The following is a 12,829-nucleotide window of genomic DNA, read 5'->3' as shown; positions in this document are numbered from 1 at the left end:
TACACAAGAAGCTATGAGTTGGGCTGTCCGGTGCACCTCGGCCCTGGGCCGATCTAGGATCGGAGAGTGGAGCGCCGAGCCGCCGAGTACTTCCTCGCCGTCGTCGAGCACGGCTCGATGACCGCAGCGGCCGGAGCGCTCTACATCAGCCAGCCGACCCTCTCGGTCGCGATCCGCAAGCTCGAGCAGCAACTGGGGGCGACGCTGTTCGAGCGGTCGACGCGCGCGCTGACGCTCACCGACGCGGGCCGGTCGCTCCTGGAACCGGCACGGCAGATCCTCGTCGATATCGACCGTGCGCAGCGCACCGTGCGCGACGTGGTGTCCCTGCGGGGCGGCGAGCTGGCCGGCCCGGCGGTACCGGCGCACGCCGTGGATCCCTTGCCGGCCCTGGTGGCGCGGCTGCGCGAGCGCCTTCCGGACGTGCGCGTGGTACTGCGAAGCGGGTCCACGGACGCTGTGGAGACCGATCTCCGCGCGGGCCGCTGCGAGGCCGCCATCACCGATGGTCCGGTCCGCGCCGGCGACGAGCTCTGTCACCACCAGGGTGAGGACCAAGAGATCGTCCTGGTCCTCCCGGAGGGGTCGAGCCTGCCGGACCCGCTGCCACGGCATCGGCTCAACGAGATGCCGCTCGTCCTCGAGCTCGAGGACCGCTGGCTGCGTTCCGAGCTCGGCGAGTACCTGACCCACGTGGTGGTCGACTGCGAGCACCGGCAGGCGATGCGAGCGCTGGTCTCCAGCGGCGCCGGGGCCGCGCTGATGTCACGCGGGACCGCTGCCCGCGCCGTACCGGACCACACGATCGTTGCTCTCGATCCGCCGCCACGGAGACCGTTCGTCGTCGTCCACCGCGGCGGCGCGCCATCGCCCGCCGTGACCGAGATCCTGGCCGCCGCAGGGATGGCGTGCGCAGGCGTGGGCTCGTCACCGGTGAACGTGCCCGGCCGACCGGCAGCCTTTCCAGCACGCTAGGTGTCGGGTCCCGACTCCGCCCCGTCGGTCGATGCGAGGGCCCGTTCGAGGAACGCCGCTCCTGCCGCGGACAGATGCGCGGGGTCGTACACCACACCGTGAGACCGCCGTACCGGCGGAATCAGGTCGCGCACCTGAGCGCCCCGTTCGCCCAGGTAGGCAGCACTGGAGCGCTCCATGAACGTCGCACCCACGCCACTGAGGACCAGGGAGTCGAGCGACTCGCGGTGATGGGTGACCACGGCGACCCTCGTCCGCTTACCGGCAGCGTGCAGCGCCTCCTCGATCTGGACACGCATCGGTGCCGTTCGTGGCACGAGCAGGAGCGGCAGATCGGGGAGTTCCGCCAGGGCCAGCCGAGAGGTCGGAGGCAGCTCAGCGTCGGGTGGCGCGACCAGCACGTAGTCGAGCTGCCCGAGCGTCCTGGCCGTCAAGCCGGAAGCCATGACGGGGAGGTGGCTGAACACGAGCTCGCAGTGCCCTTGTCGCAGGAGTGCGGCCGGATCATCGCCCTCCGAGAGCGAGCCCATCCGAACGGTCACCGCGGGATAGGAGCGTCGGAACGCACCGACGAGCTCTGCGACCGGGTGAACCGACACGTACGCCGAAGCCAGGATGTCGAGACGACCTGCGACCTGTGTACCCGACGCCAGCGGTGCGAGCTCCGCCGCTGTCGCGCTTCGCACGACCCGACGGGCCGGGCCGACGAACGACTGCCCGGCCGAGGTGAGCACCATGCCCCGGCCGACCCGGTGGAAGAGCTCCGCGCCCAGCGTCCGCTCCAGGGCACGGACCCCCTGCGACACGGACGAGCTGGTCGACCCCAGCGCGGTTGCCGCACTGACGACGCCGCCGTTGTCGACCACGGCGAGGAAGTAGCGCACCTGCCGGATCTCCACCGACCCATCCTAGGAAACCTCAGGGATACCGAGGACTTCCGATCGACAACCGGTCTCCACGCGCCACGGTCGACGAGACCGCGCTGCTCGCCGAGCCGAGACAGCAGCTGGCCGGCCACACGGCGCCCAAGTCGGTCGTCGTCGACGAGCTGCCGCGCACGTCCACCGGCACGACCCAGAGAACGTGGTGCGCGACCCCCGCTCGACGCACTACGGAGGCTGACCGCCGTCCGCGGGCCCGGCACCCGCCTCGACAGCTGATCGCCGACGGTCGGCCCGGCGGTGGGACGGCACGCGCGAAGGAGCCGGACCGCGCACGCTCGACCCGGCCGCGCGACCCGGTGACGGCATCCCGGATCGCGCCTGCAATTCGGCCCCTACAGCTCCATGTCCTCGAGCGACGGCCCGATCCACGTCTGTTCGGCAGGCATCGGATCGTCGCACCGCTCGGCGAACGCAGCGAGCTCGACGAGGAGCCGGTCGGACATCGGATGCGCACGCTGGGCGGACCCGTGCTGACCGCCGGCGACCACCCGGAGCTCGACCTCGCAGCCGGCCCGGGCGGCCGACCGGGCCACCGCGAGAGTGTCGTCGCGGAGGAGCTCGTCGGCGCCGCACAGCAGGAACAGCGGCGGCGCGCCCCTCCAGACCTCCGGCGAGGCCACCGCCGGCGACACGGCCGGATGACCGGGATCGGACGACCCCGTGTACATCGGACCGACTCGGTGAGCCTGGGCGGGCGTGATCTGGTCCAGGCCGTCGTTGTCGGCGAGCGACTGCTGGGTGAGCGTGAAGTCGAGGAAGGCCGACAGCGACACCACGCCGGCAGGTATCGGCAGACCGTGCTCGGAGGACCGGGTGAGCAGGGTCAGCCCCAGCGTGCCGCCTGCGGAGTGGCCGAGGACCAGGATGTCGCCCGGGGCCCAGCCGGCGTCGAGCAGGAGCCTGTACGCGGCGATGGTGTCGTCGCTCGCGGCGGGGAACGGATTCTCCGCGCCGACCCGGTAGTGGAGCATCAGCACCGGGCGATCGAGAGCGGCAGCGACCCGGACGGCGTAGAGATCGGGTTCCTCGTCGAACAGGAACGCCCCACCGTGCAGGTACAGCACGACCCGTGCGCCCGGAGCGGGCTCGCGGAGCGACGGCGGCAGCTCGCCGCCGGGCCACAGCTCCGCGACGGCGGGGGTGGACGGTGCAGAGGTCGCCACGGCGACTCCGTTCCGGTAGGGGCCTACAAATCGAAACGATTGACTCGTTTTGACGCTATGGCGGCGGGCGATCCCGCGCAACCGCTCCGCGCCTACCATGGCGATCATGCCCCGGTTGAGCGATGCGCTGAGAGCGGAGCGGCGTCGACATGTCCTCGACAGCGCGTTCCGCTGCTTCGCCCGCACCGGCTTCCACGCGACCACCGTCGACGATGTCGTCGCCGAGACCGGCTGGTCGTCGAGCGTGGTCTACAGCTACGTCCGGACCAAGGACGAGATGGTCGCTGCGGCGGTCGAGGAGGCGCTCGCCGAATTCGCCGTCGTACTCGCCGGCCTGCTAGGCCGCGATCCGGCGCCGACTCCGCGCGAGACGCTCCAGGCGTTCGTCGACATCCTCGACGACGACACCTACGACCGCCGGTACGGCCTGCAGGGCCTGGTCGTCCACATCTGGGCCGAGGCCCTGGGCAGCCGTGAGGTCGGGGACCGCGCCCGCCGAGCACTCGCGGTGGGGCGCCGCAGGCTCACGACACTCACCGGCCGGATGGAACAGGCCGGGACCCTGCCGCCCAGCATGACTCCTGACGACGGTGCCTCGCTCCTCCTGCTGGTGATCTTCGGTGTCATCGTCGACCAGACCCATCTCGGCGGCGCGGCCACTGAAGGAGCGCTGCACCGCCTGGAGATCTTCGAGCCGTGACGGCCCCTGGCACGACGGCGGCTCCTCGATGGTCCCGCGCGGCCGTCCGCGTGTCCCCCATGCCGTCCCGTGGAGCGGCGCACGAGAGGTTCACACCACGAAACGACTCCACGAGCAGAGCTTCGTGATCATGAGATGAGGGAAATACTGGGCAGAGGGGTGGGCGCGGCAGGGTTCGAACCTGCGACCGCTCGGGTGTAAACCGAGTGCTCTCCCGCTGAGCTACGCGCCCTCGAACGAACGAGGAAACACTCTCACACGACCGAGAGCGCCCGTCTCCACCCGTCCTGGTCCCGCGGCTCCCCCGGCTGGTTCACCTCGGCGAACGAGACGCGGCCGTCCGGGGCGACGAGGAACGTCCCCCGCACCGCCATCCCCTTGGCCGGGTTGAACACCCCGTAGGACGACGCCACGTCGCCGTGCGGCCAGAAGTCCGACAGCAGCGGGAACGTGAACCCCGCCGACGACGCCCACGCTCCCAGCGCGAACGTCGGGTCGCACGAGATCGCCAGCACCTGCGTCGAGGAGTTCTGGAAGTCCGCGAGCGAGGACTGCACGGCGGAGAGCTCCCCGCCGCAGATCCCGGAGAACGCGAACGGGTAGAAGACCAGCAGCGCCGAGCGCCCCGATCCCAGGACCGACTCCAGCGACACCGGAGTGCGGTTCTGGTCGGGGAGCTCGAAGGCCGGCGCCACCGACCCGACGGCGACGGTCAGCGCTTGCCCTTGCCCTGCTTCGGCGGGACGAGCTTCGAGCCCACCCAGTCGTCACCGAGGGTCGCGTTGGACGTCTGGGACAGGCCGGCGGTGGGGGCCGCCTCGGCGATCTCGGACGGCTGGAGGTGCCCGTCCCGGCCGGTCTTGGGTGTCAGCACCCAGACCACGCCGTCGTCGGCCAGTGGAGTCCGGGCGTCGACGAGGGTGTCGACGAGGTCTCCGTCACCCTCACGGAACCAGAGGAGGACGACGTCGATGACCTCCTGGGCGTCCTCGTCCAGCAGCTCCTCACCGGTGATCTCCTCGACGGCGTCTCTCACCTGCTCGTCGACATCGGTGTCGTATCCCAGCTCCTGGACGATCTGGCCCGGCTCGATGCCGAGCTTCCCCGCGATGTCGGACGCACCGGCATCAGCCGCGGTCACCACTCGTTCCCCTCTCACGCTGCTCACGCAGTCCATCGTCATCGGTTCCACGTGCGGGCGCCACCCTTCACGCGAAATCGGATGCGGCATCCGAACACGCGGGCGCGACCCGGCGCAACTGTGCGTACCCGATGCGGGGCACCGGGGCGGCGGGAGAAGCAGGTCACCCGACCTTCCGTTCAGTTACGTACGAGTAGTACCTATCCTCGCCGGAACGCCTCGTAACCGGATCGTCCCTCGTCGATGCGAGTTTCGGGCCCGAGCCGGAACGGGCACGATGGACACCATCACGTCCGCTCGATCCGGTCGGCGGCTCCGCGTCCTGCCGCCCCGCAGATCCGGGGGCCAGGGGCACGGCGGCACGTGAGGAATACAGGGCCGGGTACCCCGGCCACCGACTGACCAGGCAGGGAGAACCCTTGACCGCGCAGAGCAGCAGGGCGGGCGACGAGCCACGCCGCGTCAACGTCATCCGGGGCGGGCTTGCGGCCCACCTGCCGGACATCGATCCGGAGGAGACGGCCGAGTGGCTCGAGTCCTTCGACGCGGTCCTGGACAACGCCGGGCAGCAGCGTGCCCGCTACCTGATGCTGACGATGCTGCAGCGTGCGCGCGAGAAGCACGTCGGCGTCCCGTCGCTCACCACCACCGACTACGTCAACACGATCCCGACCGACCAGGAGCCCTGGTTCCCGGGTGACGAGGACGTCGAGCGGACCTACCGGCGCTGGCTGCGCTGGAACGCGGCGATGACCGTGCACCGCGCGCAGCGGCCGGGCATCGGCGTCGGCGGGCACATCTCGTCGTACGCGTCGTCCGCGACGCTCTACGAGGTCGGCTTCAACCACTTCTTCCGCGGCAAGGACCACGCCGGCGGCGGGGACCAGATCTACATCCAGGGGCACGCCTCCCCCGGCATCTACGCGCGCGCGTTCCTGGAGGGCCGCCTCTCCGAGGACCGCCTCGACGGGTTCCGCCAGGAGCTGAGCCACGCGGGCCCGGGCGGCGGGCTGCCGTCGTACCCGCACCCGCGACTGATGCCGGACTTCTGGGAGTTCCCCACGGTCTCGATGGGCATCGGCCCGATGAACGCGATCATGCAGGCCCGGTTCAACCGGTACCTCGGCGACCGCGGCTTCTCGAACACCGACGACCAGCACGTGTGGGCCTTCCTCGGCGACGGCGAGATGGACGAGCCGGAGTCGCGCGGCATGATCCACGTCGCGGCGAACGAGGGCCTCGACAACCTGACCTTCGTCGTCAACTGCAACCTGCAGCGCCTCGACGGCCCGGTCCGCGGCAACGGCAAGATCATCCAGGAGCTGGAGTCGTTCTTCCGGGGCGCCGGCTGGAACGTCATCAAGGTCATCTGGGGCCGCGAGTGGGACTCGCTGCTGCACGCCGACCGTGACGGCGCGCTGATCAACCTGATGAACACCACGCCGGACGGCGACTACCAGACCTACAAGGCCAACGACGGCGCGTACGTCCGCGACCACTTCTTCGGCCGCGACCCGCGCACCAAGTCGCTCGTCGAGCCGATGTCGGACGCCGAGATCTGGAAGCTCAAGCGCGGTGGTCACGACTACCGCAAGGTGCACGCCGCCTACGCCGCGGCGACCGCGCACCACGGCCAGCCGACCGTCATCCTGGCGAAGACGATCAAGGGGTACGGCCTGGGCACGCACTTCGCGGGCCGCAACGCCACCCACCAGATGAAGAAGCTCACGCTCGACGACCTCAAGCAGTTCCGCGACGAGCAGCGGATCCCGATCTCGGACAAGCAGCTCGAGGCGGACCCGTACCTGCCGCCGTACTACCACCCCGGCGAGAACGACGACGCGATCCGCTACCTGCGCGACCGCCGCCGCCAGCTGGGCGGGCCGCTGCCCTCGCGGCGCACCACGAGCAAGCCGCTCGTGTTCCCCGGCGACAAGGTCTACGACATCGCCAAGAAGGGCTCGGGCAAGCAGGAGGTCGCCACGACGATGGCGTTCGTCCGGCTGCTCCGCGAGCTGATCAAGGACAAGGAGATCGGCGGCCGGTTCGTGCCGATCATCCCGGACGAGGCCCGTACCTTCGGTATGGACTCGATGTTCCCGAGCCAGAAGATCTACAACCCGAACGGGCAGAACTACACGTCGGTCGACGCCGACCTGATGCTCGCCTACAAGGAGTCCGAGCAGGGCCAGATCCTGCACGAGGGCATCAACGAGGCCGGTTCGGTCGGGTCCTTCACCGCGGCGGGAACCTCCTACGCCACGCACGGCGAGCCGATGATCCCGGTCTACATCTTCTACTCGATGTTCGGGTTCCAGCGGACCGGCGACTCGATCTGGGCCGCCTCGGACCAGATGGCCCGCGGCTTCCTCGTCGGCGCCACCGCAGGCCGGACGACCCTGACCGGTGAGGGCCTGCAGCACAACGACGGGCACTCGCTGCTGCTGGCCGCGACCAACCCGGCGATCGTCGCCTACGACCCGGCGTACTCCTACGAGGTCGCGCACATCATGAAGGACGGCCTGCGCCGCATGGTGGGCGAGGACGCCGAGAACGTCATCTACTACCTGACCGTCTACAACGAGCCCTACGTCCACCCCAAGGAGCCCGAGGGTGTCGACGCCGAGGGCATCCTGCGCGGCCTGCACCGCGTCGAGCAGGCACCGGAGGGCAACGGTCCGGTCGTGCGGCTGCTCGCCTCCGGCGTCTCGGTCCCGTGGGCGCTGCGGGCCCGGGACATGCTCGCCGACGAATGGTACGTCCGGGCCGAGGTCTGGTCGGTCACCTCGTGGGGCGAGCTGCGCCGCGACGGCGTCGAGGCCGAGCACCAGAACCTGCTCAAGCCCGGCGACACCCCGGTCGCCCCCTACGTGATGAACAAGCTCGGCGAGGGCGAGCACGGCGAGGCCCCGGTCGTCGCCGTCTCGGACTGGATGCGGGCCGTCCCGGACCAGATCCGCCAGTGGTCCCCGGCGCCGTTCCTCTCGCTCGGCACCGACGGGTTCGGCCTGTCCGACACCCGCCCGGCCGTGCGGCGGCACTTCGCCGTCGACGCCGAGTCGATCGTCGTCGGTGCCCTCTCGGCGCTCGCCGGGCAGGGCCAGATCAAGTCCGAGACCGCGGCCGAGGCCGCGGCCGGCTACAAGATCGACGACCCCCGGGCCGCCGGGCCGCAGACCAGCGACTCCGGCGTCGCCTGACCCCGTCCGGCACCCTCACGGGCCCGCCCCTCCCCCGGTCCGGGGACGGGGCGGGCCCGTGGTGCATTTCGCCCCTCCCAGGGCGGCGCAGATCACGATAGTCTCCTCGCCACGGACGGTCGTCGTGATCACATTCCACGACGGATCGCCGTCGCGACCAGGGCGTGGACCGTGTGCGCCGCTGGCCGGCGGTCGCGGTGCGAGGTGCGCCGGGCCGATGAACGAGGGAGCAGGAATGGCAGAAGGCACCGTCAAGTGGTTCAACAGCGAGAAGGGCTACGGCTTCCTCGCTCCCGACGGTGGTGGTGCAGACGTGTTCGTGCACTACTCGGCGATCCAGACCCAGGGTTACAAGACCCTCGACGAGGGCCAGCGCGTGTCGTTCGACATCGAGCAGGGCCAGAAGGGCCCGCAGGCCAGCGGCGTCACGCCGCTCTGAGCGCACCCGTCACCAGGACGGCCCGCGCGGCGACGCCCGGGCCGTGATCCACGGCGCCCGCCGTCACTCCCGGCCCAGGGCGCCGTGCATCTCCCACACCAGGATCTCCGCGCCCTCCGGGCCGGCGGTGAGCCGCCGGCCCCCGTCGTCGACGATCCTGGCCGCGTCACCGGCGTCCAGCGCCGGTGGGCCCGTGCCGTCCCCTGGGGCGACGGTCGCGGACTCCAGTCCCGCGCTCCCGCGCGCCACGAAGGCGTGCACGAACGGCGCCGCGGGCAGCTGCGCGCCCTGCCCCGCCCGCAGCCGGACGACGCCGAGTGCCGCGTGCCGCTGACGCAGCGGGAGCACCGCCACGTCCCGGTGCCGCGCCAGCCCGGACGCCAGGACGGCCGTGCCGTCGTCGACGCCGAGCGCGTCCCGCACCTGGTACTCGGGGTCCCCGCCCGGGGCGTCGGGCACCACCCACATCTGCACGAAACGCACGCCGCGCTCCGGTGTCGCGTGCTCGGAGTGCCGCACTCCCGAGCCCGCACCGAGCCGCTGCACCGCGCCGGGGCCGACCCGCTCCAGCCGGCCGCTGCCGCTGTCGCGGTGCTCCAGCTCCCCCTCCAGCACCCAGGTGAGGATCTCGGTGTCGCGGTGCGGGTGCTCGTCGTAGCCCCGCCCCGGTGTCACCCGGTCCTCGTTGTGCAGCAGGAGCAGCCCGAAGTGGGTGTTGTCCGGGTCGTAGTGCGCGCCGGCCGAGAAGCTGTGCCGCGAGTCCAGCCAGCCGGTCGCGGTGCGGAACCGCTCACCGGCGCGGTGCAGGGTGACGTGCCGGTCGTGGTCTGTGTAGGCGCCCATCGTCGTGTCATGCTGCCCGACGTGCACCGCCCCCCGGTCGCGGCCGCGACGTTGCGCCGCCTCGAGCTCGCCTCGTCGCAGCTCGCCGGTGCGTGCCTGGCGGAGATGGAACGGCGCCGCCCGTGGTTCGCGCGGCTGCCCGCCGACCAGCGCGCGGGCGTCGCCCTGGTGACGCAGACCGGCGTCGCGAACTTCGTGTCGTGGCTCCGCGAACCCGACCGCACGACCCCGCTGACCGCCGAGGCGTTCCGGATCGCCCCGCGTGACCTGGCCCGCCGGATCAGCCTGCGCCAGACCGTCGAGCTGGTGCGGATCGCCGCCGACGTCTTCGAGCAGCACCTGCCCCCGCTCGCGGCGGACGCCGCCGAACGCCACGAGCTGACCGAGGCGGTGCTGCGCTTCGGGCGGGAGATCGCGTTCGCGGCGGCCACCGTCTACGCCGGAGCCGCCGAGTCCCGCGGCGCGTGGGACGCCCGGCTGGAGGCCCTCGTCGTCGACGCGGTGCTGCGCGGCGACGTCGACGGGGCGCTCGTCTCCCGCGCCGCGGCGCTCGGCTGGAACCCGGCGGTCCCGGTGCAGTGCCTGGTCGGCAGCGTGCCCGGGTCCGGGTCGGAGTCGCCGCAGCTCATCGTGGAGCTGCGCAGGCTCGCGGCGCGGCTCGGGCACGAGGTGCTGGTCGGCGTGCAGGGACGACGGCTGGTCGTGCTGCTCCACGCCACCGGGCGCGCCGCCCGCGGCTCCGCGGGCGTGCTCACCGAGGTCGCCACGCACTTCGGGCCGGGGCCGGTCGTCGCCGGGCCGCCGAGCCCCGATCTCGCCGGTGCCGGGGCGGCCGTCGCCGAGGCGCTCGCCGGGCTGGCCGCGGCGCCCGGGCACCCGGACCCGCCGCGCCCCGTCGACGCCGCCGACCTGCTCCCCGAGCGCGCCCTCTGCGGCGACGCGACCGCCCGGCAGCGGCTCGCCGAGGACGTCCTCGCCCCGCTGCACGACGCCGGCGGCGAGCTCCTGCGCACCCTGGCCGCCTACCTGGAGGGCGGGGCGAGCCTGGAGGGCTGCGCCCGGACGCTGTACGTGCACCCGAACACCGTCCGGTACCGGCTGCGGCGGATCGGTGAGCTCTCGGGGCTGGCGCCCACCGACCCGCGGGAGGCGTTCGTGCTGCGCGCGGCGCTGGTCGCGGACCGGATGGGCAGGGCCGGGGAGGGACTCCCGGCCGTCGGGCCGCTCACCCCGCTCGACGGCGCCGGCGACGAGGGGAGCGCCGGGAACGCGGATCGCCTGTCCGACACGCCCGGGCCGACCCCCGCCGTCGCTACCGGAACCCGGCGGTGATCGGATGGACGATGTCGTGAACCCTACAAACATCGGCGCCTACGGACCGGTAACGAGGGCTCGGTCACACCTCACTGTTGGAGGAAACCTCCAACACGGGTGGGGCGAAGTTCGTCGTAACCGATATCCCGTCGCCGCCCCCGTGAGGTGTGTGATGTCCCGGTGATCGCCCTGCTCGCTCCCGGCCAGGGGGCCCAGACCCCCGGCATGCTCTCCCCGTGGCTGGAGGACCCGGCCGCCGAGAAGGCCGTCGCCGGCTGGTCCGACGCGGTCGGGCTGGACCTGGTCCGCCTGGGCACCACCGCGGACGCCGAGGAGATCACCGACACCGCGGTCACCCAGCCGCTGATCGTCACGCTCGGGCTGCTGGCCGCGCGACGGCTGCGGGAGACCGTGGAGCTGCCGGCGGGCACCGTCGTCGCGGGGCACTCGATCGGGGAGATCACCGCCGCCGCGATCGCGGGCGTCCTGACCGACGACGCCGCCGTCGCCCTCGCCGGGGTGCGCGGGCGTGAGATGGCCGCCGCCTGCGCCGTCACGCCGACCTCGATGGCCGCCGTCCTCGGCGGTGACGAGGAGGTCGTGCTGGCCCGGCTCACCGACCTCGGGCTGGACCCGGCCAACCGCAACGGTGCCGGTCAGATCGTCGCGGCCGGCGCGAAGGACGCGATCGCCGAGCTGGTCGCCACGCCGCCGGAGGGCGCGCGCGTCCGGGAGATCCCGGTGGCCGGCGCGTTCCACACCGCGCACATGGAGCCGGCCCGCGCCGCGCTGGAGGCGCACGCGTCGTCGGTCCGGGTCGCCGACCCCGATCTGGTGCTGCTGTCCAACGCCGACGGCGGGACGGTCACCTCGGGTGCCGCCGTGCTGGAGCGGCTGGTCGCCCAGGTGACCCGCCCGGTGCGCTGGGACCTGTGCATGGCGTCGCTGGCGGGCCACGGCGTCGGTGCGACCCTGGAGCTCCCGCCCGGCGCCACGCTGACCGGCATGGTCAAGCGGGCCGTGAAGGGCACGCCCACCCTGGCGGTCAAGACCCCCGAGCAGCTCGGCGCGGCCGCCGAGCTCGTCGCCGAACACGGAAAGTGAGTCGCATGCGTCTCTCGTCGCCCGTCACCGGGGCACGCATCCTCGGGATCGGCAGCGCCCAGCCCGAGCAGGTCGTGACCAACGCCGACCTGGAGAAGCGGGTCGAGACCGACGACGCGTGGATCCGCTCGCGGGTCGGCATCGTCGAGCGCCGGATCGCCGACGCCGCGACGTCGCTCCCGGACATGGCGGTCGAGGCCGGGCGGGCCGCGCTCAAGGACGCGGGCTTCGACCCCGCCGACCTGGACGCCGTCATCGTCGCGACCTGCACCATGCCCAACCCGATCCCGAACGCCGCCGCGCAGGTCGGCACCGCGCTGGGCGCGAACGGGGTCGCCGCGTTCGACCTCAACGCCGCCTGCGCCGGCTTCTCCTACGGCCTCGGCGTCGCCTCGGACATGGTGCGGGCGGGCAGCGCGAAGCACGTGCTCGTGATCGGCGCCGAGAAGCTGTCCGACTGGATCGACTGGGACGACCGCTCGACCTGCATCATCTTCGCCGACGGCGCGGCTGCGGCCCTGGTCGGACCGGCCGAGACCGACGACGCCGTCGGGATCGGGCCGGTCAGCTGGGGCAGCGCGGGCGACCTCGCCTCCGCGATCCGGATCCTCGGCGAGACCACCGAGAAGCTGCACCAGGAGGGCCAGGCGGTCTTCCGCTGGGCCACCACCGCGATCGCGCCGATCGCCCTGGACGCGATCGACCGGGCCGGGCTGACCCCGGCCGACATCGACGTCCTGATCCCGCACCAGGCGAACCTGCGGATCGTCGAGGCGATCGCGCGCAAGCTGCGCACCAAGGGTGCGCGGGAGGACATGGTCGTCGCCGACGACATCGTGCACTCCGGCAACACCTCGTCCGCGTCCATCCCGATGGCGCTGGACCACATGCGCGCCGCCGGCCGGGTACGGTCCGGCGACGTGCTGCTCCTCGTAGGCTTCGGCGCAGGTCTGTCCTACGCCGGACAGGTCGTCGTCTGCCCGTGACGCAGGGCAGCCGCCGTCCT

The 12,829-nt window shown here is 72.3% G+C and carries 12 protein-coding genes and 1 tRNA gene; 7 read left to right on the top strand and 6 right to left on the bottom strand.

Annotated elements, in window-relative coordinates:
* Positions 1-66 precede the first annotated feature (66 nt).
* A complete protein-coding gene (locus Ae150APs1_RS25195; protein WP_075300715.1) occupies positions 67-975 on the top strand; it encodes a LysR family transcriptional regulator in 909 nt (302 codons plus the stop codon).
* On the opposite strand, the gene Ae150APs1_RS25190 is transcribed toward Ae150APs1_RS25195, so the two are convergent.
* The gene (locus tag Ae150APs1_RS25190) at positions 972-1,874 is read right to left on the bottom strand and encodes a LysR family transcriptional regulator (RefSeq protein WP_075300713.1); all 903 of its coding nucleotides are present in this window, start codon (positions 1,872-1,874) and stop codon (positions 972-974) included. The genes Ae150APs1_RS25195 and Ae150APs1_RS25190 overlap by 4 nt on opposite strands.
* Before the next feature lie 377 nt (positions 1,875-2,251).
* Entirely contained in the window at positions 2,252-3,082 is an 831-nt protein-coding gene (locus tag Ae150APs1_RS25185) for an alpha/beta hydrolase fold domain-containing protein (RefSeq protein WP_075300711.1), read from the bottom strand.
* Between the two features lie 106 nt (positions 3,083-3,188).
* Here Ae150APs1_RS25185 and Ae150APs1_RS25180 point away from each other — a divergent pair, with 106 nt between their 5' ends.
* Entirely contained in the window at positions 3,189-3,782 is a 594-nt protein-coding gene (locus Ae150APs1_RS25180; RefSeq protein ID WP_170918130.1) for a TetR/AcrR family transcriptional regulator, read from the top strand.
* Positions 3,783-3,942: 160 nt separating this feature from the next.
* Here the strand turns inward: Ae150APs1_RS25180 and Ae150APs1_RS25175 are convergent.
* The 3 genes from Ae150APs1_RS25175 to Ae150APs1_RS25165 form a co-directional block, all read right to left on the bottom strand.
* Positions 3,943-4,014: transfer RNA gene (locus tag Ae150APs1_RS25175), tRNA-Val, on the bottom strand.
* A 22-nt stretch (positions 4,015-4,036) separates the two neighbouring features.
* Entirely contained in the window at positions 4,037-4,498 is a 462-nt protein-coding gene (locus tag Ae150APs1_RS25170; RefSeq protein ID WP_075300707.1) for a peroxiredoxin, read from the bottom strand.
* On the bottom strand, positions 4,495-4,926 hold the full coding sequence (locus Ae150APs1_RS25165; RefSeq protein WP_010227692.1) for a DUF3052 domain-containing protein: 432 nt from the start codon (positions 4,924-4,926) through the stop codon (positions 4,495-4,497). The genes Ae150APs1_RS25170 and Ae150APs1_RS25165 overlap by 4 nt, the downstream gene beginning before the upstream one ends.
* 416 nt (positions 4,927-5,342) lie before the next feature.
* Here Ae150APs1_RS25165 and aceE point away from each other — a divergent pair, with 416 nt between their 5' ends.
* Together aceE and Ae150APs1_RS25155 are read left to right on the top strand one after the other, a co-directional pair.
* Positions 5,343-8,123, top strand: coding sequence for a pyruvate dehydrogenase (acetyl-transferring), homodimeric type (aceE, locus tag Ae150APs1_RS25160; RefSeq protein WP_170918129.1), 2,781 nt, complete (start codon positions 5,343-5,345; stop codon positions 8,121-8,123).
* Positions 8,124-8,358: 235 nt separating this feature from the next.
* Complete coding sequence (locus Ae150APs1_RS25155) at positions 8,359-8,562, top strand: cold-shock protein (RefSeq protein ID WP_010227688.1); 204 nt, start codon at positions 8,359-8,361, stop codon at positions 8,560-8,562.
* A gap of 63 nt (positions 8,563-8,625) precedes the next feature.
* Here Ae150APs1_RS25155 and Ae150APs1_RS25150 read toward each other — a convergent pair whose 3' ends face one another.
* Complete coding sequence (locus tag Ae150APs1_RS25150; protein ID WP_075302583.1) at positions 8,626-9,405, bottom strand: pirin family protein; 780 nt, start codon at positions 9,403-9,405, stop codon at positions 8,626-8,628.
* Positions 9,406-9,414: 9 nt separating this feature from the next.
* Between Ae150APs1_RS25150 and Ae150APs1_RS25145 the strand changes: the two genes are divergently transcribed.
* The 3 genes from Ae150APs1_RS25145 to Ae150APs1_RS25135 all read left to right on the top strand — a co-directional run bounded on the left by Ae150APs1_RS25145 (position 9,415) and on the right by Ae150APs1_RS25135 (position 12,809).
* The gene (locus Ae150APs1_RS25145; RefSeq protein ID WP_075300703.1) at positions 9,415-10,737 is read left to right on the top strand and encodes a helix-turn-helix domain-containing protein; all 1,323 of its coding nucleotides are present in this window, start codon (positions 9,415-9,417) and stop codon (positions 10,735-10,737) included.
* 162 nt (positions 10,738-10,899) lie between these two features.
* Positions 10,900-11,823, top strand: a complete 924-nt coding sequence (locus tag Ae150APs1_RS25140) for an ACP S-malonyltransferase (protein ID WP_010231567.1) — start codon at positions 10,900-10,902, stop codon at positions 11,821-11,823.
* Positions 11,824-11,828: 5 nt separating this feature from the next.
* A complete protein-coding gene (locus Ae150APs1_RS25135) occupies positions 11,829-12,809 on the top strand; it encodes a beta-ketoacyl-ACP synthase III (protein WP_075300701.1) in 981 nt (326 codons plus the stop codon).
* The last annotated feature ends 20 nt before the right edge of the window (positions 12,810-12,829 follow it).

This window comes from Pseudonocardia sp. Ae150A_Ps1, from assembly GCF_001932315.1.
GTDB lineage: Bacteria > Actinomycetota > Actinomycetes > Mycobacteriales > Pseudonocardiaceae > Pseudonocardia.
Note: the sequence above shows the minus strand (reverse complement) of the source record. Positions and strands in the feature narration are given on the sequence as shown.

Coding starts and splice junctions, on each gene's coding strand:
- Ae150APs1_RS25180 (WP_170918130.1), top strand. CDS start 3,189: ATGCCCCGGTTGAGCGATGCGCTGAGAGCGGAGCGGCGTCGACATGTC.
- Ae150APs1_RS25155 (WP_010227688.1), top strand. CDS start 8,359: ATGGCAGAAGGCACCGTCAAGTGGTTCAACAGCGAGAAGGGCTACGGC.
- Ae150APs1_RS25150 (WP_075302583.1), bottom strand. CDS start 9,405: ATGGGCGCCTACACAGACCACGACCGGCACGTCACCCTGCACCGCGCC.
- Ae150APs1_RS25145 (WP_075300703.1), top strand. CDS start 9,415: ATGCTGCCCGACGTGCACCGCCCCCCGGTCGCGGCCGCGACGTTGCGC.
- Ae150APs1_RS25135 (WP_075300701.1), top strand. CDS start 11,829: ATGCGTCTCTCGTCGCCCGTCACCGGGGCACGCATCCTCGGGATCGGC.